The organism is Pseudaeromonas aegiceratis, from assembly GCF_046254905.1.
GTDB lineage: Bacteria > Pseudomonadota > Gammaproteobacteria > Enterobacterales > Aeromonadaceae > Pseudaeromonas > Pseudaeromonas aegiceratis.
Genome location: NZ_CP158016.1, coordinates 226,403 through 250,000, shown reverse-complemented (window position 1 = coordinate 250,000; position 23,598 = coordinate 226,403). Strand labels below are relative to the sequence as shown.

24 protein-coding genes and 1 riboswitch (1 of these 25 running past the window's edge) are annotated in these 23,598 nt (G+C 64.8%); of the genes, 13 read left to right on the top strand and 11 right to left on the bottom strand.

From position 1 onward, the window contains the following. A protein-coding gene (locus ABHF91_RS01170) for an RNA recognition motif domain-containing protein (protein WP_409421681.1) crosses the window boundary here: on the top strand, positions 1-70 show its final stretch. The gene continues 470 nt to the left of window position 1, outside the view; the window shows 70 of its 540 coding nt (coding positions 471-540); the start codon falls outside the window, past its left edge; its stop codon occupies positions 68-70. On the opposite strand, the gene murI is transcribed toward ABHF91_RS01170, so the two are convergent. From murI to ABHF91_RS01155, 3 genes are all read right to left on the bottom strand, one after another. Continuing rightward, the gene (gene murI / locus ABHF91_RS01165) at positions 67-855 is read right to left on the bottom strand and encodes a glutamate racemase (RefSeq protein ID WP_409421680.1); all 789 of its coding nucleotides are present in this window, start codon (positions 853-855) and stop codon (positions 67-69) included. The genes ABHF91_RS01170 and murI overlap by 4 nt on opposite strands. Positions 856-951: 96 nt before the next feature. Then, positions 952-2,790, bottom strand: coding sequence for a TonB-dependent receptor domain-containing protein (locus tag ABHF91_RS01160; RefSeq protein WP_409421679.1), 1,839 nt, complete (start codon positions 2,788-2,790; stop codon positions 952-954). Between the two features lie 50 nt (positions 2,791-2,840). Beyond that, positions 2,841-3,040: riboswitch (cobalamin riboswitch) on the bottom strand. A 100-nt stretch (positions 3,041-3,140) separates the two neighbouring features. Then, positions 3,141-4,445: a DUF5610 domain-containing protein gene (locus ABHF91_RS01155; protein WP_409421678.1), complete on the bottom strand. Its 1,305-nt coding sequence runs from the start codon at positions 4,443-4,445 to the stop codon at positions 3,141-3,143. Positions 4,446-4,584: 139 nt separating this feature from the next. Here ABHF91_RS01155 and trmA point away from each other — a divergent pair, with 139 nt between their 5' ends. Further along, positions 4,585-5,685, top strand: a complete 1,101-nt coding sequence (gene trmA, locus ABHF91_RS01150) for a tRNA (uridine(54)-C5)-methyltransferase TrmA (RefSeq protein ID WP_409421677.1) — start codon at positions 4,585-4,587, stop codon at positions 5,683-5,685. 60 nt (positions 5,686-5,745) lie between these two features. Here trmA and ABHF91_RS01145 read toward each other — a convergent pair whose 3' ends face one another. After that, on the bottom strand, positions 5,746-5,985 hold the full coding sequence (locus tag ABHF91_RS01145; protein WP_409421676.1) for a bacterioferritin-associated ferredoxin: 240 nt from the start codon (positions 5,983-5,985) through the stop codon (positions 5,746-5,748). Between the two features lie 165 nt (positions 5,986-6,150). On the opposite strand from ABHF91_RS01145, the gene bfr (ABHF91_RS01140) reads away from it, so the two are divergent. Together bfr (ABHF91_RS01140) and bfr (ABHF91_RS01135) are read left to right on the top strand one after the other, a co-directional pair. Continuing rightward, positions 6,151-6,615 (top strand): bacterioferritin, encoded by a 465-nt coding sequence (gene bfr / locus ABHF91_RS01140; RefSeq protein ID WP_409421675.1) that lies wholly within the window; start codon positions 6,151-6,153, stop codon positions 6,613-6,615. A 9-nt stretch (positions 6,616-6,624) separates the two neighbouring features. After that, positions 6,625-7,092: a bacterioferritin gene (bfr, locus tag ABHF91_RS01135; protein ID WP_409421674.1), complete on the top strand. Its 468-nt coding sequence runs from the start codon at positions 6,625-6,627 to the stop codon at positions 7,090-7,092. A gap of 67 nt (positions 7,093-7,159) precedes the next feature. Here the strand turns inward: bfr (ABHF91_RS01135) and ABHF91_RS01130 are convergent, their stop codons facing one another. After that, complete coding sequence (locus ABHF91_RS01130) at positions 7,160-8,401, bottom strand: malic enzyme-like NAD(P)-binding protein (RefSeq protein WP_409421673.1); 1,242 nt, start codon at positions 8,399-8,401, stop codon at positions 7,160-7,162. A 121-nt stretch (positions 8,402-8,522) separates the two neighbouring features. Here ABHF91_RS01130 and ABHF91_RS01125 point away from each other — a divergent pair, with 121 nt between their 5' ends. Continuing rightward, the gene (locus tag ABHF91_RS01125; protein WP_409421672.1) at positions 8,523-9,161 is read left to right on the top strand and encodes a tRNA-uridine aminocarboxypropyltransferase; all 639 of its coding nucleotides are present in this window, start codon (positions 8,523-8,525) and stop codon (positions 9,159-9,161) included. Between the two features lie 59 nt (positions 9,162-9,220). On the opposite strand, the gene rpmE is transcribed toward ABHF91_RS01125, so the two are convergent. Continuing rightward, a complete protein-coding gene (gene rpmE, locus ABHF91_RS01120) occupies positions 9,221-9,436 on the bottom strand; it encodes a 50S ribosomal protein L31 (protein ID WP_409421671.1) in 216 nt (71 codons plus the stop codon). Between the two features lie 124 nt (positions 9,437-9,560). Here rpmE and priA point away from each other — a divergent pair, with 124 nt between their 5' ends. The 6 genes from priA to rraA all read left to right on the top strand — a co-directional run bounded on the left by priA (position 9,561) and on the right by rraA (position 16,804). Continuing rightward, the gene (gene priA, locus ABHF91_RS01115; RefSeq protein WP_409421670.1) at positions 9,561-11,789 is read left to right on the top strand and encodes a primosomal protein N'; all 2,229 of its coding nucleotides are present in this window, start codon (positions 9,561-9,563) and stop codon (positions 11,787-11,789) included. Positions 11,790-11,911: 122 nt separating this feature from the next. Continuing rightward, positions 11,912-13,654, top strand: coding sequence for an arginine--tRNA ligase (argS, locus tag ABHF91_RS01110; protein ID WP_409421669.1), 1,743 nt, complete (start codon positions 11,912-11,914; stop codon positions 13,652-13,654). A 3-nt stretch (positions 13,655-13,657) separates the two neighbouring features. After that, positions 13,658-14,236: an SPOR domain-containing protein gene (locus tag ABHF91_RS01105; RefSeq protein ID WP_409421668.1), complete on the top strand. Its 579-nt coding sequence runs from the start codon at positions 13,658-13,660 to the stop codon at positions 14,234-14,236. Positions 14,237-14,321: 85 nt separating this feature from the next. Beyond that, positions 14,322-14,852 (top strand): ATP-dependent protease subunit HslV, encoded by a 531-nt coding sequence (gene hslV, locus ABHF91_RS01100; RefSeq protein WP_409421667.1) that lies wholly within the window; start codon positions 14,322-14,324, stop codon positions 14,850-14,852. Positions 14,853-14,866: 14 nt separating this feature from the next. Continuing rightward, on the top strand, positions 14,867-16,198 hold the full coding sequence (gene hslU / locus ABHF91_RS01095; protein ID WP_409421666.1) for an HslU--HslV peptidase ATPase subunit: 1,332 nt from the start codon (positions 14,867-14,869) through the stop codon (positions 16,196-16,198). Between the two features lie 120 nt (positions 16,199-16,318). After that, complete coding sequence (gene rraA, locus ABHF91_RS01090; protein ID WP_409421665.1) at positions 16,319-16,804, top strand: ribonuclease E activity regulator RraA; 486 nt, start codon at positions 16,319-16,321, stop codon at positions 16,802-16,804. A gap of 62 nt (positions 16,805-16,866) precedes the next feature. Here the strand turns inward: rraA and ABHF91_RS01085 are convergent, their stop codons facing one another. The 3 genes from ABHF91_RS01085 to ABHF91_RS01075 all read right to left on the bottom strand — a co-directional run bounded on the left by ABHF91_RS01085 (position 16,867) and on the right by ABHF91_RS01075 (position 18,925). Beyond that, on the bottom strand, positions 16,867-17,076 hold the full coding sequence (locus tag ABHF91_RS01085) for a cell division protein ZapB (RefSeq protein WP_345014832.1): 210 nt from the start codon (positions 17,074-17,076) through the stop codon (positions 16,867-16,869). A 145-nt stretch (positions 17,077-17,221) separates the two neighbouring features. After that, positions 17,222-18,001, bottom strand: a complete 780-nt coding sequence (gene cysE / locus ABHF91_RS01080; protein WP_409421664.1) for a serine O-acetyltransferase — start codon at positions 17,999-18,001, stop codon at positions 17,222-17,224. Between the two features lie 3 nt (positions 18,002-18,004). Next, the gene (locus ABHF91_RS01075; protein WP_409423068.1) at positions 18,005-18,925 is read right to left on the bottom strand and encodes a cation diffusion facilitator family transporter; all 921 of its coding nucleotides are present in this window, start codon (positions 18,923-18,925) and stop codon (positions 18,005-18,007) included. Between the two features lie 156 nt (positions 18,926-19,081). Here ABHF91_RS01075 and trmL point away from each other — a divergent pair, with 156 nt between their 5' ends. Beyond that, complete coding sequence (gene trmL, locus ABHF91_RS01070; RefSeq protein ID WP_409423067.1) at positions 19,082-19,561, top strand: tRNA (uridine(34)/cytosine(34)/5-carboxymethylaminomethyluridine(34)-2'-O)-methyltransferase TrmL; 480 nt, start codon at positions 19,082-19,084, stop codon at positions 19,559-19,561. A 7-nt stretch (positions 19,562-19,568) separates the two neighbouring features. Here trmL and lexA read toward each other — a convergent pair whose 3' ends face one another. Next, positions 19,569-20,195, bottom strand: coding sequence for a transcriptional repressor LexA (lexA, locus tag ABHF91_RS01065; protein WP_409421663.1), 627 nt, complete (start codon positions 20,193-20,195; stop codon positions 19,569-19,571). 145 nt (positions 20,196-20,340) lie between these two features. Between lexA and plsB the strand changes: the two genes are divergently transcribed. Further along, positions 20,341-22,749 carry a glycerol-3-phosphate 1-O-acyltransferase PlsB gene (gene plsB / locus ABHF91_RS01060; protein ID WP_409421662.1) on the top strand — a complete coding sequence of 803 codons (2,409 nt, stop codon included), beginning with the start codon at positions 20,341-20,343 and terminating at the stop codon, positions 22,747-22,749. Here the strand turns inward: plsB and ubiA are convergent. Next, positions 22,723-23,598, bottom strand: coding sequence for a 4-hydroxybenzoate octaprenyltransferase (ubiA, locus tag ABHF91_RS01055; protein ID WP_409421661.1), 876 nt, complete (start codon positions 23,596-23,598; stop codon positions 22,723-22,725). The genes plsB and ubiA overlap by 27 nt on opposite strands.

Genomic DNA, 23,598 nt, shown 5'->3' with positions numbered 1-23,598 from the left:
CCTGAAGGTGCGGGAAGCCAATGAAAAGAAGGAGAGCGCGTCAGAATTTTCCGAATCCGTCTCCAACTAACACGTCAGACAGGTCAGGCTCTCGAAGCCATATGTCTGCAAGGTGGGCCGCAAGCGGGCCGCCTTATCATCATCGCGGGTGCAGTAAGCCCGCGATGTTTTGTTCTGTTCCGTCTCAGGCTGTGAACCCAAGAGGTGCATCACCCGCTTGGCCACGGCATCGCCTGAGTCCACCAGCAGAGCGTCGGGCAACAGCCTCGCTATCTCTTCCTTGAGCAAGGGGAAATGGGTGCACCCCAGCACCAGGGTGTCCGGCCTGAGCGCTCCCTGCTGCCAGGGCGCCAGCACCTCAGCCAACACCGGCATTTCCACGGCTAACCCCATCAACTTGCGCTCGGCCTGTACCACCAGCTCTGTGGTGCCGCACAACAGCACCTGCCGATGCGCGGCAAACTCCTGTATCAGGCGGTGGGTGTAGGAGCGGGCGACGGTGCCCGGCGTGGCCAGCAGGCCGATGCACCCATTACGGGTGGCGCCGGCAGCCGGTTTGATGGCCGGCACCACCCCCACCACAGGGATGGTCAGCATCTGGCGCAGGCTAGGCAGCACATGGGTGCTGGCGGTGTTGCAGGCAATGACCACCAGATCCACCGGATGACGCATCAGCACGGCGGCAATCACCTGGCAACAACGCTCCACCAGGCGACTCTCACTCAGCTCGCCATAGGGAAAACACTCGTTATCAAAGACATAAAGAAAGTTGAGTCCCGGCAATTGCTGGCGAATGGGCTCGTAGATGGATAAGCCTCCCACCCCGGAATCAAATACCAATACCGTCTTGCTCACCTGATGCCCCCTTTGTCGGCGCAGATGATACGCCTCGTGCCGGATCCCGGCCAGTGGGCAGGCAGATGAAAAAAGGGGCCTCGCGGCCCCTTCACCCTACATCTTGTAGGTCAGATCCAGGTAGTAGCCCCGCTCCGGGGGAACATAGCCGCTGGCGATCTCGTAATGCTTGTCCAGCAGGTTTTCCACCCGGCCCTGCACCTTGATGGCGGAGGTCAGCTGATAGCCCAGGGACAGATCCCACAGGCTGTAGCCTCCCAGGGTGGAGCCATCGCTGTCCAGACGCTGGCCTTGGTACAACCAGGTCAAACCGCCGTCGAGCTGTTGCCACTGCCCTTGTGCCACCCACTTGTAGTTGCGTTTGGCACGGCGGATCAGCTGGCTATCGCTATCCAGATCCTTGGGGTCCTTGAAGTCGGCGCTCAGACGGTGGCTGACGAAGCCGGTGTCGAACTCGGCCTCCAGCTCGATCCCCTGGATGCGTGCCCGGCCAACGTTGGAGGGCACCCAGTTGCCGCTGTCGTTTTCCGCCCACTGGATCAGCTGGTTGATCCGGTTGCGGTAGGCGGTCACCCGCCACAGCGCCGGACCGGTCAGGCCTTCGAACGCCAGCTCGCTATTGCGCGAGGTTTCCGGTGCCAGATCCGGATTGGCGGAGCCTGGGTAATAGAGGTCGATAAAGGTCGGCGCATGGAAGGCGGTGCCGTGGCGGGCGCTGATGCGATAGCCGGGGAGCAGGGTCCAGCCCGCCCCCGCCTGCCAGGTGTTGTGGCGCCCATACTGCTGGTTGTCGTCGCTACGACCGCTCAGCTCGGCGCTGAGTTGCTCGCCGGTATATTGCCCCAGCAAGTAGGCCCCGGTGTTCTCCCGGTTGATATCATCATCCCCATAGGCCGAACCATAGGATTCAGACTCGCCTAGCAGGGTTTCCTTGCGCCATTCCACCCCGGCGCCCAGCCCCCAGCCCTGCCCCAGATCCAGCTGGTTCAGCCAGCTCAGTTGCGTCTCCTCGATGACGGAATGGGTGGTCGCATCATCCCGACTCTGGGTATCGGCATAGTCATAGCTGCGGGTGCGGCCGTAATTGGCCAGCCACTGGGATTGCAGCGCGGCCCCCTGATAGGCGGCACTCAGACGAAAGCTATTATCCTGGTTCCAGGTCTCGTCCCGCTCGTGATAGCTGTAGCTGGCGTAAGAGCCATCATATTGGCTGGTGCTCTGATAGGAGCGGGCGGTGGCCCCCAGCAACCAGGCCTCGTTGGCCTGCCACTGGTAATCCACCATGCCGTTCTTGCCGGTGAACCCATGCTCGTCACCGTCATTGAGACCGGCGATGGGATGCACGTTGTAGCCATCCTGATCTTCGTAACCCGCAGCCAGTTTCAGCTGACTGTGTTCGCCCAGGCTCAGGCTGCTGCTGCCATCCAGCGCCTGGCTGCCATGGGAGGCGATGCCGGCATGCAGTTGGCTCTGGCTCTGGCCCATGTCAGGTCGGGTGATCAGGTTCACCACGCCGCCGATGGCATCCGAACCATAGATGGAGGCCCGGGCACCACGGATATATTCAATCCGCTCCACCTGGGTCAGTGGCAAGCCATTGAGGTTGACCGATCCCCGGGCCGCGCTGCCCAGACGGACGCCATCGATCAGGATCAGGGTCTGGGAAGAAGTGGCACCGCGCACCAGCGCAGTGGCGTTTTGTCCCCGGCCACCTGTGCTGCTGATCTCCACCCCGGGCAGGGTGCGCAACACCTCGGTCACCGTCTTGAGCTGCAGCCGCGCTATCTCTTCACGGGTCACCACGGAGACGGGGGCCAGCACAGAGGCCACGGGTTGGGAAAATTGGTTGGCGGTGATGACATAGACGTCATCGGTGGAAGCGGCAGCAAACGCCGCCACCGGCAGCCAGCTGGCCACCAGAGCGTATCGAATCATGCTTAGATCCCTAGTTCGCGTAGTATCTAACGAATGAGTACAGACCGGGCAATCCGGTCACCGGCTCTGGCAGGTCTTCGGGCTTGGAGGCTAAGAAAATCAAGATGGGCCTAGGCGACGGCTTCCCGCCTTACGGCAGTGCCTGAGTGGCAACTCCTGTCGCGTTCGTTCCTCCATACCGCTGCGCGCCAGCTCCGGAGTCTCACCGGATTCCCTTTTAAGTCATGGCACCAGAGTGGCGGCGATTATAGGCAAGTCATCCGGGGGAGTATAGACGGGGGCTCGAAATAACCGAGCAATAGAGTCAACCACTTCCGCCGCCCGGCGCCCAGGCGGCAGAAGGGTGAGCATCAGCCCAGCAGGCTCAACGCCTGATGCAGCCGATCGTTATACGAGGTGAAGGAGTCGGTCGCATCCTGCAGGGCGCTACCATCGAGCCCCTGCTGCTGACCCAGCACCCATTGGGTGGCCTGATCCTGGGTCGGGCGATCAAACAGCGTATTGGCGTTTTGCAGCATCTGTTCCATGCGGCCCAGGTAGTCGGCCAGGGGCCCCAGCGTCTCCTCCAAACTGGGGGCATCGCTGCCATAGCGCTTGGCCAGCTGGGCACTCTGCTGCTGCTTGAGGTTGGTGGTGGCGCTTACCAGGGTCTGATCGTCCCAGTTCAGCTCGGCCGCCTTGTCCTGAGCCGCCTGCAGATCGCCGCCGAAGAAGCTGTCCGACAGATCGGCAATCTGCCCCAGCAGATCGCCGATGGCCCCCAGCTCCTGCTGATCCTGCTCGCCGGAGACGGAGAAGCTGAACGAGGTGGTCCGCCCGTAGTAATACTGGCCATCGCCGCTCTGGGGCTGGGCCCGACGGGCCTCGGCCACGTCGGCGCGGGGCGGTTCGCCATAGGCCGCCAGGGCCTTGCGCTTCTGCCCTTCACTCAGGCCCAGGCCGCCGGACTGCAGGCGCCACTGCTGCTGATCGTCAAACGCCACCGTCACCTTGTCGCCATCCTTGGTGGTGAGCTCGACGCTCAATGACTGACGCTGCCGAAACTGCAAGGTGCCCACGGCGCCGGTGGCCTGGCTGGCCTCGGTCTGCTCGGTGGCACTGTCGTCAGTCGTTTCGGTCTCATCCTGACCAAACAGGGACTTCTCGAACTCGTCCATCCGGCTTTGCAACAGCTCATAGCTCTTGTCGATGCCGTCGTTGACGTCCGGGTATTGATCCAGCAGATCCCCCAGCTGCTGGCGCGCCGCATCGAAGCCCATGTCGATGCCCTTGCGCGCCTGGGCCAGCATCTCCTGCAACTTGGCTTCATCGGCGCCGTCGGCCTGCTTGTAGCGAATGGCATTGCTGACGAAGGCCATGACGTTGTCCGCCACCGACTCGTAATCAAAGCCCAGCGGATTGTCCGATGACTCCTCATCGGACGCGTCGGTCTGCTCCTCCTTGCCGGCCACATAGGACTGGCCGTCGATCTGCAGGTAGCGCTCCAGAGAGACCCGCAGCACCATGCCCCCCACCCGCACCGGGGTGGAGAAGGAGACGGAGTCCTCATCGGCCGCCTTCTTGGCCTGACCGGGGGCCAGCTCCTTGCCGCCCTGGGCACTGCTCTTTTGCTTGAGCCCCTGGAGCTGGGACTCGTTCAATGTCTGAAGTTTCATATTGCCTCCACGCCACCGGAACACTGTGGGCTTACGTCTGCTATCGGCCGCCCTGCGCATAACTTGAGCACAATGGCTGGACAATCCCGTCACCGGCCTTAAAATCGGCACCCTTTTCTGCCGCCAAGAGGTTTTTTCCATGAGCCAGCCCCAGTGGGACAGCCAAGAGTATGAGTCACAACTGGCCAGCAAGGCCGCGGCCCTGCGCCAACGCTTTGCCTCCCTGGCCGCCCCGGCGCTGGAAGTGCACGCCTCCGAGCCGCGGCATTACCGGCTGCGCGCCGAGTTTCGCCTCTGGCATGAGGGGGATGACCTCTACTACATCATGTTCGACAGCCAGACCCGCCAGCGCATCCGGGTGGATGCGTTTCCGGCGGCCAGCAAGCTCATCAACGCCCTGATGCCCAAGGTGCTGGACGCCGCCCGCCCCAGCCGGACACTGCGCCATAAACTGTTCCAGGTAGACTTTCTCACCACCCTGAGCGGCGAGGCCCTCATCAGCCTGCTCTACCATCGCCAGCTGGACGATGCCTGGCAGGCCGAGGCCGCGGCCCTACGCGCCCAGCTGCGGGCGGAAGGCTTCACGGTGGACATCATAGGTCGCGCCCACAAGCAGAAGCGGGTGCAGGAGCGGGAGTACGTGCTGGAGCGGCTGCAGGTGGCCGGCCGGGAGCTGACCTACATGCAGGTGGAAAACAGCTTCACCCAGCCCAACGGCGGCATGAACCAGCAGATGCTGGAATGGGCGCTGGACGTGACCCAAGGCGCCCAGGGGGATCTGCTAGAGCTGTATTGCGGCAACGGCAACTTCTCGTTGGCCCTGGCGCGCAACTTCCGCCGGGTGCTGGCCACCGAGATCGCCAAGCCCTCGGTGGAGTCCGCCCAGTACAACATCCAGGCCAACGCCATCGACAACGTGCAGATCTTGCGGATGTCCGCCGAGGAGTTCACCCAGGCCATCCGCGGCGAACGCCAGTTCCGCCGCCTGGCCGACATCGATCTGGCGGGCTACGAGTGCAACACCATCTTCGTGGATCCGCCCCGCGCAGGCCTGGATCCGGCCACCCTGGCCATGGTGCAGGGCTACGAGCGCATCCTCTATATCTCCTGCAACCCGGAGACCCTGCTGGACAACCTGCAGACCCTGAGCCAGACCCACACTATCGCCCGCTTCGCCCTGTTCGATCAGTTCCCCTATACCCACCACGCCGAGTGCGGCGTCTACCTGACCCGCCGCTAGGCCCAAAGACAAAGGGGCCGTCCTGTTGGACGGCCCCTGTGCGATCTCAATAGACTGTGCTCAGGCGACGCGCTTGGGCTCCAGCAACCGCTCGCGGATGCCGATCACCTGGCCGTTGCCCTGGGCCGAGGCCGCCAGGATACCGTGACCATGCAGCTGTTCCCGCAGCGCCCGGCGGCAGCGGCCGCACTCGCCCCCCACCCCCAGCTTGAGGCGCAAGGCGCTCAGGCTGTGTGCCCCTTCGGCGATGGCCTGTTGCACCTCTTTATCGGTGATCCCCAGACAGAGACAGACGTACATGGTGAGTGTCCTGATAATCATTATCACTTGATAATAATTATCACTAGCTCATCTCGCAAGGGGTTGCCGGCAATTTAGGCAGAAAAGAGCAAAAAACAGCTATCTTTATGGGGTCAATCCCCTATGGTAGTAAACGACTACCCCCTCTATATCAAGGAGATGCCCATGCAGGGAGACAAACAGGTCATCGCCATGCTCAACCGGGTGCTAACCAGCGAGCTGACCTCCATCAACCAATACTTTCTTCACGCCCGCATGCTCAAGCACCAGGGACTGAACCAGCTCAACGAGAAGGCCTACAAGAAGTCCATCAAGGACATGAAGCAGGCGGACGAACTCATCGAGCGGGTGCTGTTTCTGGAGGGCTTCCCCAATCTGCAACGGCTGGATCACCTGCGCATCGGCGAAACCCCGCAAGAGATGCTTAATTGCGACACCGAGCTGCAGCACGCCACCATTGGCCAGCTGAAGGACGCCATCGCCCTGTGCGAAGGCAGCCAGGACTACGTCAGCCGCGACCTGCTGGCCGAGCAGCTGGAAGAGGAAGAGGAATACCTGGATTGGCTGGAAACCCAGGCCAGCCTCATCGAGCAGACCGGGCTCGCCAACTACCTGCAAAGCATGATCTAAGGAGCCGCCATGAAAGGAAAAGACAACGTCATCGCCTGCCTGAACGAGCTATTGGCCGGTGAGCTCTCCGCCATCGACCAGTACTTCATTCACTCCCAGATGTACCTAGATTGGGGCTACCACAAGCTGTTCGAACGCATCTCCCACGAGAGTGAGGAAGAGAAGGGTCATGCCGCCGCCCTGATCGAGCGCATCCTGTTCCTCGAAGGCACCCCTGTGATGACGGTGCGCAAGCCCCTGCACATCGGCAAGGATGTGCCATCCATGCTGAAGAACGATCTGGCCCTGGAATATGAGGTGGACTCCGCCCTCAAGCAGGCCATCGCCCTGTGCGAAGCCGAGCAGGACTACCAGAGCCGCGCCATCCTGGCCAAGCAGCTGGAAGACACCGAAATCGACCACGCCTACTGGCTGGAGAAGCAGCTGCGGCTCATCGATCACGTCGGCCTGCAAAACTACCTGCAAAGCCAGATGTAACCCGCCGGTCCGCAACGCAAGAAGGCGCCCTGATGGCGCCTTCTTTGTTGGTTGAACGAGTCCGAACTCAGAGCATATAGCCCGCCGGCAGCGGCAGGCGAGCCACCCCGGACTCAATGGCCGCGCAGGCCACGGCCCGGGCCACCCGCAGCAGCAGGCGCGGATCCATGGGCTTGGGCAGCACATAGTCCGGGCCAAAGGCCAGGCTCGTCACCCCGGCGGCAGCGAGCACCTCGGCGGGTACCGGCTCGTGGGCCAGGGCGCGGATGGCCTCCACCGCCGCCAGCTTCATCCCCAGATCGATGCGCCGGGCCCGCACGTCCAGGGCACCGCGAAACAGGAAGGGGAAGCAGAGCACGTTGTTCACCTGGTTGGGGTAATCGGAGCGCCCTGTGCCCATGATGGCGTCGGGCCGCACCGTCCGCACCAGCTCGGGCCGGATCTCGGGATCCGGGTTGGAGCAGGCGAAGATCACGGGCTTGGGCGCCATGCGCTGTATCTGCGCCTCGCTCAGCAGGTTGGCGCCGGAGACCCCGAGGAACACATCGGCTCCCTCGATGGCCTCGTCCAGATTGCGCGCGCCGGCATCGTTGACGAAGCGCCGCTTGAAGGCGTTGAGCTCCCCCCGATCGGAGCGGATGACGCCGTTGCGATCCAGCATGAAGATCTGCTCGCGACGGGCGCCGCAGGCGATGAGCAGCTCCATGCAGGCCACCGCCGCCGCCCCAGCCCCCAGGCAGACGATCCGCGCTGCGGTCAGTTCCTTGCCCTGCAGCGCCAGGGCGTTGAGCAGGCCGGCGGCGGTGACAATGGCGGTACCGTGCTGATCGTCATGGAACACTGGGATATCGCACAGCTCGATGAGCCGCGCTTCGATGTCGAAGCACTCGGGGGCCTTGATGTCCTCCAGGTTGATGCCGCCGAAGGTGCCGGCGATATTGGCCACTGTGCGCACAAAGTCGTCGTTGTCCGTATGCTGCACCTCGATGTCGATGGCATCTATGTTGGCGAAGCGCTTGAACAGCAGGGCCTTGCCCTCCATCACCGGCTTGGAGGCCAGAGGCCCCAGATTGCCCAGCCCCAGGATGGCGGTGCCGTTGGTGATCACCGCCACCAGGTTGCCCTTGGCGGTGTAGCGGTAGGCCGACTCGGGATCGGCGGCGATCTCCCGCACCGGCTCGGCCACGCCCGGGCTGTAGGCCAGGGCCAGATCCCGCGCGGTCTGGGCCGGCTTGGTCAGGCTGACGGCAATCTTACCGGCCTGGGGAAAGGCGTGATAATCAAGGGCTTGTTGACGAAAATCGGTCATGGGGACCATCCTGTACAAAGACGTTAAGGGGCAATAACGTTGGCACTTGCCGGCCAGAAGCCGAGATATTAATGGCCTTTCCCACCCACACAAGGGTCATCCGAATCCACTTATAAAAAATATGTCTATTCGCCATACAGCCACACGCCGCCCAAGCTGCCCCCAATGCCATCTCCCCCTGGCCCGCTGCCTCTGTGCCCTGGCCCAGCCGGTGGCCAGCCCCTTGGAACTGGTGGTGCTGCAACATCCCCAGGAACAGGGCCGGGCCAAGGGCAGCGTCGGCCTGCTGCAGGCCTGCGTGCCGGACTGCCAGGTCTGGGTGGCCGAAGACTTCGCCCAGCACCCCCAGCTACAGGCCCTGCTGGCGGATCCCGGCCGCCAGTGCTGGCTGGCCTATCCGGGGGGATCGGCGGTCACGGCGCCCCAGGCCCACGCCCAATGGCGGCCAGGGACAAGGCCCACCCTGCTGTTGCTGGATGCCACCTGGCGCAAGAGCTACCGGCTGCTGCACAGCGCCCCGGCCCTGCTGGCGCTGCCAAGGCTGAGCCTGGATCCGCTGCCCGCCGGGCGCTACCTCATCCGCAAGAGTTCGGTACCTGGCGGTCTCTCCACCTTCGAGGCGGCCGCCCACCTGCTGGATCAGTGGCAGCCCGACGCCGCGCGCCTAGGCCGCCTGCTCACCAGCTTCGATGCCTGGGTGGCTCGCGCCCAGGCCTACCAACCGGCCGCCCACCGCCGTCAGCCCCGGGAACCAGGCTGATCGCCAAGCATAAAAAAAGACGCCCCGTGGGGCGTCTTTTTCGAAACCGGTCAGAAGTCTTACTTCTTGGTACCCAGTACGTTGAAGCGCTTGTTGAAGCGTTCGATACGGCCGCCGGTGTCCAGAACCTTCTGCTTACCGGTGTAGAAGGGGTGACATTCGGAGCAAACGTCCAGGTTCAGATCGTGACCACAGGTGGAGTGGGTCTTGATCACGTTGCCGCAAGAGCACTTGGCAGTGATCTCGGTGTATTCCGGGTGAATACCTTGTTTCATGGAAAACCTCGTTAGTAGGCCGTGTCGCTATCGGGCCTGACGCCAGACACCACACGTAGTGATGGATCGGATGTTTTTGAGGGTGCGAATAATATAGGATCGATCCCTCCGCTCGCAAGAGCGCATGCAGAAAAAACAGGCAATCTTAGTGACAGCTCCCACCCCGCTGGGCCTGGTGCGTATCGCCCTGCCCCTGCCGTTGCGCCGCCAGTTCGACTATCTGGCCCCCCAGCCCCTGCCGGCCATCGGCTGTCGGGTACGGGTGCCCTTCGGCCGGCGGGAGCTGGTGGGGGTGGTGTGTGAGCTGCCCACGGACAGCGAGCTGCCGTTGAGCCGCCTCAAGCCGGTGAGCCAGGTGCTGGACACGGCGCCCCTGCAGCCGGAGGCCCTGCGCCAGTTGCTCGGCTGGGCGGCTAACTACTACCAGCACCCCCTGGGGGAGGTGTGGCACCACGCCTGGCCCGTGCTGTTGCGCCAGGGGGAGGCGGCGGAGCGCCGGCCGCTGGATTACTGGCAACTCACCGAAGCGGGGCAGTCGCTGACCCTGGAGCGCCTCAAACGCTCGCCTCGCCAGCAGCTGGCCTGGCAGTTGCTGTGCGACGGCCCCCTGCCCGCCGCCGAGCTGCGGGAACAGGGCCTCAGCGGCGCCGTGCTGCAGGCCATGGCCGACAAGGGCTGGATCGAGCCCCTGGACGGCCACCAGTTGACCCAGGACTGGCGGGAGACCCTGCTCATCCACGAGGATGACCAGCCGCGGCTCAACAGCGAACAGGCCCTGGTGCTCAGTCAGTTTGCCCAGCACAGCGGCTTTCATGCCGCCCTGCTGGAAGGGGTGACGGGCTCGGGCAAGACGGAGATCTACCTGCAGCTCATCGCCCCCGTGCTGGCCCGGGGTCAGCAGGTGCTGGTGCTGGTGCCGGAGATCGGCCTCACCCCCCAGACCCTCAAGCGCTTTCGCCGCCGCTTTCATGCCCCCATCCTGACCCTGCATTCGGGCATGAACGACACCGAGCGGCTGGAGACCTGGCTGGCCTGCCAGGCCGGGGAGGCCGCCATCCTCATCGGCACCCGCTCCGCCCTGTTCACCCCCTTCGCCGATCTGGGGCTCATTCTGGTGGACGAGGAGCACGACGCCTCCTTCAAGCAGCAGGACGGCTTTCGCTACCACGGCCGGGATCTGGCCATCATGCGCGCCCGCCTGGAGCAGGTGCCCATACTGCTGGGCAGCGCCACCCCCTCCCTGGAGACGCTGCACAACGCCCAAAGCGGCAAGTATCAGCACCTGCAGCTCACCCAGCGGGCCGGCGGCGCCCAGATGGCCGGCCAGTGGGTCATCGACGTCAAGCACCTGCAGCTGCAGGCCGGGGTCTCGCCCCAGCTGCTGCAGCTGATGCAGGCAGAGCTGGCCGCCGGCAACCAGGTGCTGCTGTTTCTCAACCGCCGCGGCTACGCCCAGGCCTTGCTGTGCCACCAGTGCGGCTGGATCGCCGCCTGCCACCGCTGCGACGCCTACTACACACTGCACCAGAGCAGCCGCCGGCTGCACTGCCACCACTGCGACAGCCAGCGGCCCATCCCCCCAGCCTGCCCCCAGTGCGGCAGCCATGAGCTCGTCGGCACCGGCGTGGGCACCGAGCAGCTGGAACAGCACCTGAGCCAGCAGTTCCCCCAGTACCCGCTCATCCGCATCGACCGGGACAGCACCCGGCGCAAGGGGGAGCTGGAGGCCCACCTGGACGGCATCCGCGACGGCAAGTACCGCATCCTCATCGGCACCCAGATGCTGGCCAAGGGCCACCACTTCCCGGACGTCACCCTGGTGGGGCTGCTGGACGTGGACGGCGCCCTCTTCTCGGCGGACTTTCGCGCCACCGAGCGGCTGGCCCAGCTCTACACCCAGGTGGCGGGACGGGCCGGTCGCGCCAGCAAGCCGGGCCGGGTGATACTGCAGAGCCACCACCCGGAGCACCTGCTGCTGCAGGATCTCATCCACAACGGCTACGGCCACTTCGCCCGCACCGCCCTGCAGGATCGCAAGCTGATGGGGCTGCCGCCCTTCGCCCATCAGGCCCTGATCCGCGCCGAGGCCACCCAGAAGCCCCAGGTGGACGCCTTCATGCAGGAGCTGGGCAGCCTGTTGCGCTCGCAGCTGGGGGGCGTGCAGATGATAGGGCCGGTGAGCGCCCCCATGGCCCGGCGGGCCGGCAAATACCGGCTGCAGCTGCTGTTGCAGGCCGCCCAGCGCCCCATGCTGGCCCGGCTGCTAAACCGGCTGCTGCCTGAGGTGGAGGCATTGCCCTGCGCCCAGCGGGTGCGCTGGTCCCTGGATGTGGATCCCCAGGAGCTGTTCTAGCCCGCCAGGGTAGTCAGCCCGGCCTATTCCGGGTAAAATTTGCCCCCCTGCAAGGGGCCTACCGATACGTTTTCCACGTTCAGGCCCTTGCCCAGCGTGTTTGGCATTTTGGATGGTCAGAGATGAAAGAGCATATTCAGCAACTACTTGAAGCAACCGTGTCCCGCCTGCAGGCCGATGGCCTGGTCCCGGCCGAGGTCGCGCCGCGCATTCAGGTAGACAACACCAAGGATAAGGCTCACGGCGATCTGGCCACCAACCTGGCCATGCTGCTGGCCAAGCCCGCCGGCAAGCCGCCCCGCGCCCTGGCCGAGGCCATCATAGCCCACCTGCCCGCCTCCGAACGGGTGGCCAAGGTGGAGATCGCCGGTCCCGGCTTCATCAACTTCTATCTGGATGCCCAGTGGCTGGCCCGGCAGATCGACGCCCTGAGCCAGGACGCCATGCTGGGGGTCAAGGCGGCCGAACCGGCCCAGACCATCGTCGTGGACTACTCGGCCCCCAACGTGGCCAAGGAGATGGCGGTGCACCATATCCGCTCAACCGTCATCGGCGACGCCGTGGTGCGCACCCTGGAATTCCTGGGGCACAAGGTGATCCGCGCCAACCACGTGGGTGACTGGGGCACCCAGTTCGGCATGCTCATCGCCTACCTGGAAAATCTGCAGGAAGAGAGCGAGAGCGGCGCCATGGCCCTGGCGGATCTGGAGGCCTTCTACCGCGAAGCCAAGCAGCGCTACGACGCCGACGAGGTATTCGCCGAGCGCGCCCGGGGTTACGTGGTGAAGCTGCAAGGCGGCGACGACCATTGCCGCACCCTGTGGCGCCAGCTGGTGGACATCACCATGGAGCAGAACCAGCGCATCTACGATCGCCTGGGGGTCTCCCTGTCCACCGCCAACGTCATGGGCGAGAGCCTGTACAACCCCATGTTGCCCAAGATAGTCGCCGATCTGCAGGCCCAGGGCCTGGCGGTGGAGGACGACGGTGCCATGGTGGTCTACCTGGACGAGTTCAAGGGCAAGGATGGCGAGGCCATGGGGGTCATAGTCCAGAAGAAGGATGGCGGCTTCCTCTACACCACCACCGACATCGCCTGTGCCAAGTACCGGGTCGAGACCCTGGGGGCCGACCGGGTGCTCTACTTCATCGACTCCCGCCAGCATCAGCACCTGCTGCAGGCCTGGACCATAGCCCGCAAGGCCGGCTATGTGCCGGAAGCCGTCTCCCTGGAGCACCACGCCTTCGGCATGATGCTGGGCAAGGACGGCAAGCCGTTCAAGACCCGCACCGGCGGCACCGTCAAGCTGGCCGATCTGCTGGATGAAGCCGAACAGCGCGCCAGCGACCTGATGGCCCAGCGGGAGAGCGACCTGTCCGACGCCGAACAGGCCGAGGTGGTGCACGCCGTGGCCATAGGCGCGGTGAAGTACGCGGATCTGTCCAAGAACCGCACCACGGACTACATCTTCGACTGGGACAACATGCTGGCCTTCGAGGGCAACACGGCCCCCTACCTGCAGTATGCCTACACCCGGATCCAGTCCATCTTCCGCCGCGCCGGTGAGCTGACCTGCGGGCCTGTGACGCTGGAAGAGGCCGCCGAGGAGGCCCTGGCCAACAAGCTGCTGAAGTTCAACGAGACGGTGCAAGGCGTGGCCGCCAAGGGCATGCCGCACCTGATGTGCCTCTACCTGTACGAGCTGTCCGGCCTGTTCATGAGCTTCTACGAAGCCTGCCCCATCAACAAGGAGGGGGTCAGCAGCCAGCTCAAGGCCAGCCGCCTGACCCTGTGTCAGGCCACCGCCAAGGTGCTGCAGCAGGGCCTGGCCCTGCTGGGCATCAAGGTGCTGGAGCGCATGTAACCCATGAATCGGGATTACGTCCGCAGCCGCCCGGCCAAACGCAAACGCAGCACCACCAGCCGCGCCGCCCCACGGCGGGCGGCTCCGGCACGCCGCATCCCCTGGTTGCGGGGCATCCTGGTCACCGCCCTGTTGTTGGGCTTTGGCTTCTTCCTCTACAGCATCAAGGACAACGCCCCGGCACCGGCGGCCCCCGCCCCCCAGGCCAAGCCGCAGCCCAAGCCTAAGCCCATCGAGGAGCAGCGGCCGGCCAAGGAAAAGTTCGACTACATGACCCTCCTGGAGAACAAGGAGGTCAAGGTGGATCTGCCGGAACCCAAGCCGGAGGACCCCGCCAAGCCAGAGCCTCAGTACCAGATGCAGTGCGGCTCGTTCAGGAGCGCCGATCAGGCCAATGAGATGAAGGTGAAGATCGCCCTGGCCGCCGGCATCAGCGCCCAGGTGAAGCGCACCGATGGCCAGAACGGCACCTGGTACCGGGTGGTGCTGGGCCCCTACAAGGGCCGCCGCGCCGCCCAGACCGACATGAACACCTTGCGCAACGCCAAGGTGGTGCAGGAGTGTGGCATCTGGCTCTGGTAGCCTTGAAAAGCCCTCCCCCCATCCCCATCCTCCTTGGCATACCCTACTGACCGGCCGCGGCCGGTCCTGCCAAGCGAGGTCCAACGTGACAACCATAGTTTCTGTACGCCGCAACGGTCAGGTGGTGCTCGGCGGGGATGGCCAAGTCTCCCTCGGCAACACCGTGATGAAAGGCAATGCCCGCAAGGTACACCGACTCTACAACGGCAAGGTACTGGCCGGGTTTGCCGGCGGCACCGCCGATGCCTTCACCCTGTTGGAACGTTTCGAAGCCAAGCTGCAGGCCCACCAGGGCAACCTGGAGCGCGCCGCCGTCTCCCTGGCCAAGGAGTGGCGCACCGACCGCGCCCTGCGCCGGCTGGAGGCCATGCTGGCGGTGGCCGATGCCAGCAAGTCCTTCATCATCACTGGCAACGGTGACGTGGTGCAGCCGGAGCAGGATCTCATCGCCATGGGCTCCGGCGGCAACTTCGCCCAGGCCGCCGCCCGGGCCCTGCTGGAAAACACCGAGCTGGATGCCAAGAGCATCGTCGAGAAGGCGCTGACCATCGCCGGTGACATCTGCGTCTTCACCAACAGCTTCCAGACCATCGAAGTGCTGGACTATTCCGCCTGAGCAAGGAGTTCCCTATGTCCGAAATGACCCCCCGCGAAATAGTCCACGAACTGGATCGCCACATCATAGGCCAGGCCGATGCCAAGCGTGCCGTGGCCATCGCCCTGCGCAACCGCTGGCGCCGCATGCAGCTGACCGACGATCTGCGCCACGAGGTCTCCCCCAAGAACATCCTGATGATAGGCCCCACCGGGGTGGGCAAGACCGAGATCGCCCGTCGTCTGGCCAAGCTGGCCAACGCCCCCTTCATCAAGGTGGAAGCCACCAAGTTCACCGAGGTGGGCTACGTGGGCAAGGAGGTGGACTCCATCATCCGGGATCTCACCGACATGGCGGTGAAGATGACCCGGGAGCAGCAGATGGCCAAGTTCCAGGTGCGGGCCGAAGAGGCCGCCGAGGAGCGGATCCTGGACGCCTTGTTGCCGCCGCCGCGGGATGGCTGGGGCCAGACGGAGAAGAGCGACAGCAACAACCACACCCGGCAGATCTTCCGCAAGAAGCTGCGGGAGGGGGAGCTGGACGACAAGGAGATCGACATCGAGCTGGCCGCCCCGCAGATGGGGGTGGAGATCATGGCCCCGCCCGGCATGGAGGAGATGACCCAGCAGCTGCAGGGCCTGTTCCAGAACCTGGGCCAGGGCCAGAAGAAGAGCCGCAAGGTGAAGGTCAAGGACGCCATGAAGCAGCTCACCGAGGAGGAGGCCGCCAAGCTGGTGAACCCCGAGGAGCTGAAGACCCAGGCCATCGCCGCGGTGGAGAACAACGGCATCGTCTTCATCGACGAGGTGGACAAGATCTGCAAGCGCGGCGAGAGCAGCGGCCCCGATGTCTCCCGGGAGGGGGTGCAGCGGGATCTGCTGCCGCTGGTGGAAGGCTGTACCGTCACCACCAAGCACGGCATGGTGCGCACCGACCATATCCTGTTCATCGCCTCCGGCGCCTTCCAGATCGCCAAGCCCTCGGATCTCATCCCCGAGCTGCAGGGCCGGCTGCCCATCCGGGTGGAGCTGGGGGCCCTCAGCACAGATGACTTCGAGCGCATCCTCACCGAGCCCAATGCCTCCCTGACCGAGCAGTACCGAGCCCTGATGGCCACCGAGCGGGTGGACGTGGAGTTCACCAGCGACGGCATCCGCCGCATCGCCGAGGCCGCCTGGCAGGTGAACGAGCGCACCGAGAATATCGGTGCCCGCCGCCTGCATACCGTGATGGAAAAGCTGATGGAGCAGATCTCCTTCGAGGCGGCGGATCAGGCGGGTCATTGCCACCGCATCGACGCCGACTACGTCAACGCCCACCTGGGCCAGCTGATCGAAGACGAGGATCTGAGCCGCTTCATCCTCTGATCCTCCCCGTCGGCGGTGGCCGCCGCCCCTTCGGATCCCAAGTTGCCCGGATTTTGGTTTTATTTACCAGCCGGGCTACTTATACTGATGCCTCCTGCAGCCACCCGCGGTGAAAACAGCATGGAATACAACACCTCAGAACTTTGCGATACCTATGCCGACATGGTCGACGTGGTCGAACCCATGTTCACCACCTTCGGCGGTCGCCCCTCCTTCGGCGGCGTCATCACCACCGTCAAATGCTTCGAAGCCAATGGCCTGGTGCGTGAGCTGGTGAAAGAACCCGGTGAGGGTCGGGTATTGCTGATCGACGGTGGTGGCTCCCTGCGCCGCGCCCTGATCGACGCCGAACTGGCCGCCACCGCCGCCGACAACGGCTGGGAAGGCATCGTCTGCTACGGCAGCGTGCGGGAGGTGGATGCCCTGGCCGAGCTGGATCTGGGCCTGCAAGCCCTGGCCGCCATCCCGGTGGGCGCCGATGACGAAGACACGGGGGATACGGATCTGCCGGTGAACTTCGGCGGCGTCACCTTCCTGCCGGAGGATCACCTGTATGCCGACACCACCGGCATCATCCTCTCGCCGGAACCCCTGGATCTGGACTAAGGGTCAGCCATAAAAAACGCCGGTCATGACCGGCGTTTTTTGTTGCTGCACCCCAAGCGGACTTAGACGGCTTCTTCCATCTGGTCCATCTTGCCCAGCAGGGCCCGCAGGCGCTCCTGCCAGGCCTGGTGATCGTTGCGCAGCTGCTGATTCTCGTCCTTGAGGCGCTGGTTCTCCAGCTTGAGCTCCTCGAGCTCCATCTTCTGCAGGGCCAGGTTGTCCACGGCGCTCTGCACCTTGGCTTCCAGTTGTTCCAACATTTCTAACGACATAGTCATACCCTAGTATCTCGTGGCTGGCCCCCGCACACGGGGCCTAAAATGGCGCGTCACCAGCATACCTGCCCGACCCCGGTGCAACAAGGCAAGCGGGCCCTCTCCCGCCCACCCGGGGTGCGACTGTCGGCTTCTTGGCCAATCAGATGCCCTGATCCATGTTGAGCGAGGGCTTGTCACATTGGGGATGGCCCACCTCCTTGGCTGGCACCCCCACCACTGTGGTGTGGGCCGGCACCGGATTGAGCACCACGCTGCCGGCGCCGATCTTGGCCCCCGCCCCCACCTCTATGTTGCCCAGCACCTTGGCGCCGGCACCTATCATCACCCCCTCGCGGATCTTGGGATGGCGATCGCCGTGCTCCTTGCCGGTGCCCCCCAGGGTGACGTTCTGCAGGATGGAGACATCGTTCTCCACCACCGCCGTCTGCCCCACTACGATGCCGGTGGCATGATCCAGCATGATGCCGCGACCAATCTTGGCCGCCGGATGGATATCCACCCCGAACACCACAGAGATCTGGTTCTGCAGATAGGTGGCCAGTGCCCGCCGCCCCTGGTTCCACAGCCAGTGACCGACCCGGTAGGCCTCCAGGGCGTGGAAGCCCTTGAGGTAGAGCAGCGGCGTGGAGTAGTAATCCACCGCCGGATCCCGATCCTTGACCGCGCAGATATCCGCCGCCACCGCATCCAGGATGGTCGGCTCAGACTTGAACGCCAGCTCGATGATCTCCCGCAGGGCCATGGCCGGCATGGTGGCGCTCCCCAGCTTGTGGGCCAACTGGAAGCTCAGGGCCGACTGCAGGCTGTGGTGATTCAAGATGGTGGAATGGTAGAAGCTGGCCAGCAGCGGCTCATCGGCGGCCATGTTGGCCGCCTCGGCCCGGATCTGTTGCCAGGTGGACTCTTTGATGCAACTCATGCGTCACTCCTGAGGAGAAATATCGGCCGGCGTCCTGTCACTCTGTTCCTGAGTCAGGGCAGAAAGAGGGTCCATATGAATGATGATATCGGCAATGGGGAAAGCCAGGCGCAAACGGGCCTCCGCCCGATCGGCGATGGCGTGTGCCCGCACCAGGGGCATGCTGTCATCCAGCTCCAGGTGCAGCTGAATGAAGCGCACCGGTCCGGACTGCCGGGTCCGCAGATCGTGGATGCCATGCACGCCGGGCACGCTCTTGCAGATCTCCAGGATCTGCTGGCACTCCTCCTCCGGCAGCTCCCGATCCAGCAGGGTCTGAATGGCCTCGTAGCCAATCCGCAGGGCGCTCCACAGTATGTAGAAGCCCAGCAGGATGGCGAACAGGCCATCGGCCATGTGGAACCCCTGCATGGAGAGCAGCAGGGCCAGCAGCACGGCGCCGTTGAGCAGCAGATCCGAGCGATAGTGCAGGGCGTCGGCCTTCACCGCCTGGCTGCCGGTGACCTTGACCACATAACTTTGGAAGGTCACCAGCACCAGGGTCAGGATGAGGGACCCCACCGTGACCCAGATACCGATGCCGGGCCGCTGTAACGGCACCGGATCCGCCACGGCACCAATCCCGTGCATGATGAGCACCAGGGCCGACCCAGTGATGAAAGCCGACTGGGCCAGACTGGCCAGGGATTCGGCCTTGCCATGGCCGAACTTGTGGTCGTCATCCGCCGGGATCAGGGCATAGCGGATGGCCAGCAGGTTGATCAAGGAGGCGCTCACATCCATCAGGGAGTCGGTGAGGGAGGCCAGCAGACTGGAGGAGCCGGTGGCCAGCCAGGCGGTGAGCTTGCCGATGATGAGCAGGGTGGCCGTCACGGTCGCCGCCACCCCGGCGAAGGTGGCCAGTCGATAATAGCGTTGCTGGATCAATGGTCTTCCTCGACAGGCGGCCCCTGGCCGCATCCTTACAGGGGGCCTATGATAACCGCCCGCTCCCGGCATATAAAGCCGCCCCTGGGCTGGCCCGGGACGAAAATCCCGTTACACTAGCGGGCCGCCGCCCCCTCGGCGCAAGGAGTCATGATGCTACACATAGTGCTGTTCCAACCCGAGATACCGCCCAACACAGGCAACATCATCCGCCTGTGTGCCAACACCGGCTACAAGCTGCACCTCATCGAGCCCCTGGGCTTTGCCTGGGACGACAAGCGGGTGCGCCGGGCCGGGCTGGATTATCACGAGTTTGCCGAGGTGCGCCGCCATCCGGATCTGGCCAGCTGCCTGGCCGGCCTGCCGGACGCCCGGGTGTTTGCCTGTACCACCAAGGGCCGGGCCATCCCCAGCGAGGTGCAGTTTGCGGCGGGGGATGTGCTGCTGTTCGGCCCAGAGACCCGGGGTCTGCCCATGGAAGTGATCGAATCCCTGCCGCCGGCGCAGCGCCTGCGACTGCCCATGGTGCCGGGCAGCCGCAGCATGAACCTGTCCAACGCGGTGGCTGTGATGGTCTACGAGAGCTGGCGCCAGCTAGGTTATGCCGGCGCCCAGCCCCAGACCGCCGGTTAGCCGCCGATCAGAACCAGTCGGCGTTGCGGATGACACCCACCGCCAGCCCCTCGATGTGCAGCTGCTGGCAGCTCAAGTCCACCTTGATGGGGCTGAGTTCCTCGTTCTCCGGCAGCAGCAGCACGGTATTGCCCTGGCGCTGGAAGCGCTTGACCGTCACCTCCTCCTCGCCCACCCGGGCCACCACCACCTGACCGTTGCGCGCCTGCTCCGTCTTGTGCACCGCCAGCAGGTCGCCATCCATGATGCCGATGTCCTTCATGCTCATGCCCTGCACCCGCAGCAGGAAGTCGGCCCTGGGGTGAAACAGCCCAGGATCCACCTGGTAATGGGTCTCCACATGCTCGGCCGCCAGTATGGGCTCGCCGGCCGCCACCTTGCCGATGAGGGGCAGGCCGCTCTCCTCTTCCTCGGCGCTCTCATTCTGCACCAGCTGGATGCCGCGGGAGGTGCCAGGCATGATGTGGATCACCCCCTTGCGGGCCAGGGCCTTGAGGTGCTCCTCCGCCGCATTGGCGGACTTGAAGCCCAGGCGGGCGGCGATCTCCGCCCGGGTGGGGGGCATGCCGGTCTCCTGCATGTACTCCTTGATGAGATCCAGAACCTGGCTCTGGCGCGGGGTGAGAAGTTTCATCAGCAATCGCCTGTTTTTATATACAGATAACTGTGAGTATATACAGGGCTAATTGAAGCGCAAGTGTCATGTCCGACGTCCGACCACGACAAGGGGATCCCCATTTGCTATGCTGGCGCCGATTTTTTCCCCTGAGGTTGTTAGGATGTCCCGCATCAAGGCCGCCGCCCGCTCCCTGCTTCGTCTTCCCCTTCGCCTGCTGGTCAACTATTCCGCCCTCCCTGAGGAACCCGTGAGCCAGCTGGGACTGGATCCAGCCCGCCCCATCGTCTATGCCCTGACCAACGATGCGTTAAGCGATCTGCTGACCCTGGAGCTGTGCGCCCAGCAGCTGGGGCTGCCCAGCCCCTTCACCCCGCTGCAGATCGGCGGCCAGTCCCTGCCCCGCTATGTCTGCCTGGATCACCTGCCCTGTTTCAGCGGCACCCCGGTGCCGGCCCGGCAGAGCCTGGTCACCTTCCGGGATTGGCTGCAGCTGCACCGCCAGGATCCGGCGCTGGATATCCAGCTGGTGCCCATCACCCTGCTGTGGCACCGGGCGCCGGGACGGGAGAAGCGCCGCCTGCAGCCGCCCATCCACTCACCGTCCGTCTGGCACAACAGCTGGCAGGTACTGCTCCATGGTCGGGAGAACCGGGTGCGCTTCTCCGTCCCCGTCTCGTTGCGGACCCTGGCCGATGAGCGGGGCAGCGACGAACAGGTGGCCCACAAGCTGGCCCGGGTGGCCCGCATCCATTTCAGCCGGCAGCGGCAGGCGGCCAAGGGCCCAAGGCTGCCCATCCGCCAGGCGCTGTTCCAGCAGCTGCTGGCCAGCGAGCCGTTGTGCCAGGCCATGGCGCAACAGGCCGCCGAGGAAGGCGTGCCATTGGCGCAGATCCAGCAGCGGGCCCTGGGCTACCTGGACGAGATCGGCAGCGACTTCTCCTACCGCCTGATCCGCATGGGCGACACCCTGCTGGGCTGGCTGTGGCACAAGCTCTACCGCGGCATCCAGGTGCACGGTGGCGAGCAGGTCCGCCGCCTGGCGCGGGAGGGGCATGAGATCGTCTACATCCCCTGCCACCGCAGCCACATGGACTACCTGCTGCTCTCCTACGTCATCTACCACCAGGGGCTGATACCGCCGCACATCGCCGCCGGCATCAACCTCAACTTCTGGCCTGCAGGCCCCCTGTTCCGCCGCGGCGGCGCCTTCTTCATCCGCCGCAGCTTCAAGGGCGACAAGCTCTACGCCACCGTGTTTCGGGAATACCTCAATCAGCTGTTTACCAAGGGTTATGCGGTGGAGTTCTTCACCGAAGGCGGCCGCTCCCGTACCGGCCGCCTGCTGCAACCCAAGACCGGCATGCTGGCCATGACCCTGGAGGCCCAGCTGCGGGGCATACCCCGGCCGCTGACCTTCGTCCCCGTCTACCTGGGCTATGACCATGTGATGGAGGTGAACACCTACCTCAAGGAGTTGAAGGGCAGCCGCAAGGAGAAGGAGAACCTCTGGCACGTGCTGGGCATCCTGGGCAAGCTGCGCAACTTCGGCCGCAGCTACGTCAACTTCGGCGAGCCCCTGACCCTGCACCAGTACCTGCAGCAGCGGGTGCCTGACTGGCGCGAGACGGCCGAGGGGCACAAGCCCGACTGGCTGGCCCCCACGGTGAACGGCCTGGCCCAGCAGCTGATGAGCCGCATCAATGCCGCCGCCGGCCTCAACGGCCTGCCGCTGTGCGCCCTGGCGTTGCTGGCCAGCGAGCGCCAGGCGTTGCCGCGCAACCTGCTGACCCAGCAGATCCAGCTGTGCCTGGAACTGCTGCGCCTGGCCCCCTACAGCCAGCACTGCGTGTTGCCGGAGGCCGGTGCCGCCGAGCTGCTGGCGCAGACCCTGGAGCTGGGCAAGTTCCAGGTGGAGGAGGACAAGCTGGGGCAGATCGTCACCATGGATCGCTACCAGGCAATCCTGATGACCTTCTACCGCAACAACATACTGCACCTGTTCGCCCTGCCGGCCCTGCTGGCCCGCCTGATCGAGCGGCAGGAGGGGCAAAGCGCCGAACAGCTGATCCAGGCGGTGCAGCCCCTCTACCCGCTGATCCAGGCCGAGCTGTTCCTGCACCATAGCCTCGACGATCTGCCGGCCCAGCTGGAGGCCAACCTGGCGGCCTTCGCCAAGCTGGGGCTGATTGAGGACAAGGGGGGGCGATATTGGGTGCACGCGGCCCGGCAGCCACAGCTGCTCTTGCTGGCCCACTGCATTCAGGAGACGCTGCTGCGCTACGCCATGTCCCTGGGGCTGATACTGCGGGCACCGGCCACGCCGCTACCCCAGCTGGAATCGGACTGCCAGATGATGGCGCAACGGCTGGCCACCCTGCACGGCATCCATGCCCCCGAGTTCAGCGATGCCAGCCTGTTCAAGACCCTGATCGCCACCCTGGAGGCCCAGGGCTATCGGCAGGACGAGTGCTGGCAGACCCAGGCCCTGGCGCGGCTGCAGGCCCAGCTGCAAGGCCTGCTGCCCAGCGCCCTGCGCCGCACCCTAGCGGCCCTGGAACAGGAAGCTTAAGGCCAGGCCGGCGAACAGCAGCAGGCCGACCCAGTTGTTGTTGAGGAAGGCCACGAAGCAGGCCTGCCGCTCCCGCCGCCAGGTGAGCCGCTGCTGATAGACAAACAGCCCACCCGCGGCGGCCAGGCTCCACCAGTAGGGCCAGGCCAACGCCGCCATCCAGCCCAATTGGGCCAGACAGACCAGGGTCGCCAGCTGCAGCAGACCTATGATGAGGCGATCGTGCCGGCCAAACAGGATGGCGGTGGATTTGACGCCAATCTTCAGGTCATCATCCCGATCCACCATGGCGTACTGGGTGTCATAGGCCACGGTCCACAGGCAGTTGGCGGCGAACAGCCACCAGGTCTGGGCCGTCAGCTCGCCGGCCGCCGCCGCCCAGGCCATGGGAATGGCCCAGGAGAAGGCCAGCGCCAGCACCAGCTGCGGCAGGTGGGTCACCCGCTTCATGAAGGGATAGACGATGGCCAGCCCCAGCCCCACCACCGCCAGGCCCCATACCAGGGGGCTCAGGGTCAGGGCCAGGCCCACCGCCAGGGCCACCAGCAGCCAGAAGAAGCGCAGGGCCTCCTTGGGGGTCACCCGGCCGCTGGGCAGCGGCCGCGCGGCGGTGCGTTTGACATGGCCATCCACCCGCCGATCGGCAAAGTCGTTGATGACGCACCCCGCCGAGCGCATCACAAACACCCCCAGCACAAACACCAGCAGGTGATGCCAGCTTGGCTGGCCGGCGCTGGCCAGCCAGAGGGCCCACAGGGTGGGCCACAGCAGCAACAGCGAGCCTATGGGTCGGTCCAGCCGGGCCAGTTGCCAGAAGGCGTGCCAGCGCTGGGGTACAAGCTGGGTCAT

Excerpts from the sequence above, each read along its gene's own strand:
- ABHF91_RS01160 (WP_409421679.1), bottom strand. The coding sequence starts at position 2,790 with ATGATTCGATACGCTCTGGTGGCCAGCTGGCTGCCGGTGGCGGCGTTT.
- ABHF91_RS01155 (WP_409421678.1), bottom strand. The coding sequence starts at position 4,445 with ATGAAACTTCAGACATTGAACGAGTCCCAGCTCCAGGGGCTCAAGCAA.
- trmA (WP_409421677.1), top strand. The coding sequence starts at position 4,585 with ATGAGCCAGCCCCAGTGGGACAGCCAAGAGTATGAGTCACAACTGGCC.
- ABHF91_RS01145 (WP_409421676.1), bottom strand. The coding sequence starts at position 5,985 with ATGTACGTCTGTCTCTGTCTGGGGATCACCGATAAAGAGGTGCAACAG.
- bfr (WP_409421675.1), top strand. The coding sequence starts at position 6,151 with ATGCAGGGAGACAAACAGGTCATCGCCATGCTCAACCGGGTGCTAACC.
- bfr (WP_409421674.1), top strand. The coding sequence starts at position 6,625 with ATGAAAGGAAAAGACAACGTCATCGCCTGCCTGAACGAGCTATTGGCC.
- ABHF91_RS01130 (WP_409421673.1), bottom strand. The coding sequence starts at position 8,401 with ATGACCGATTTTCGTCAACAAGCCCTTGATTATCACGCCTTTCCCCAG.
- ABHF91_RS01125 (WP_409421672.1), top strand. The coding sequence starts at position 8,523 with ATGTCTATTCGCCATACAGCCACACGCCGCCCAAGCTGCCCCCAATGC.
- rpmE (WP_409421671.1), bottom strand. The coding sequence starts at position 9,436 with ATGAAACAAGGTATTCACCCGGAATACACCGAGATCACTGCCAAGTGC.
- priA (WP_409421670.1), top strand. The coding sequence starts at position 9,561 with ATGCAGAAAAAACAGGCAATCTTAGTGACAGCTCCCACCCCGCTGGGC.
- argS (WP_409421669.1), top strand. The coding sequence starts at position 11,912 with ATGAAAGAGCATATTCAGCAACTACTTGAAGCAACCGTGTCCCGCCTG.
- ABHF91_RS01105 (WP_409421668.1), top strand. The coding sequence starts at position 13,658 with ATGAATCGGGATTACGTCCGCAGCCGCCCGGCCAAACGCAAACGCAGC.
- hslU (WP_409421666.1), top strand. The coding sequence starts at position 14,867 with ATGTCCGAAATGACCCCCCGCGAAATAGTCCACGAACTGGATCGCCAC.
- rraA (WP_409421665.1), top strand. The coding sequence starts at position 16,319 with ATGGAATACAACACCTCAGAACTTTGCGATACCTATGCCGACATGGTC.
- ABHF91_RS01085 (WP_345014832.1), bottom strand. The coding sequence starts at position 17,076 with ATGTCGTTAGAAATGTTGGAACAACTGGAAGCCAAGGTGCAGAGCGCC.
- cysE (WP_409421664.1), bottom strand. The coding sequence starts at position 18,001 with ATGAGTTGCATCAAAGAGTCCACCTGGCAACAGATCCGGGCCGAGGCG.
- trmL (WP_409423067.1), top strand. The coding sequence starts at position 19,082 with ATGCTACACATAGTGCTGTTCCAACCCGAGATACCGCCCAACACAGGC.
- lexA (WP_409421663.1), bottom strand. The coding sequence starts at position 20,195 with ATGAAACTTCTCACCCCGCGCCAGAGCCAGGTTCTGGATCTCATCAAG.
- plsB (WP_409421662.1), top strand. The coding sequence starts at position 20,341 with ATGTCCCGCATCAAGGCCGCCGCCCGCTCCCTGCTTCGTCTTCCCCTT.
- ubiA (WP_409421661.1), bottom strand. The coding sequence starts at position 23,598 with ATGACCCAGCTTGTACCCCAGCGCTGGCACGCCTTCTGGCAACTGGCC.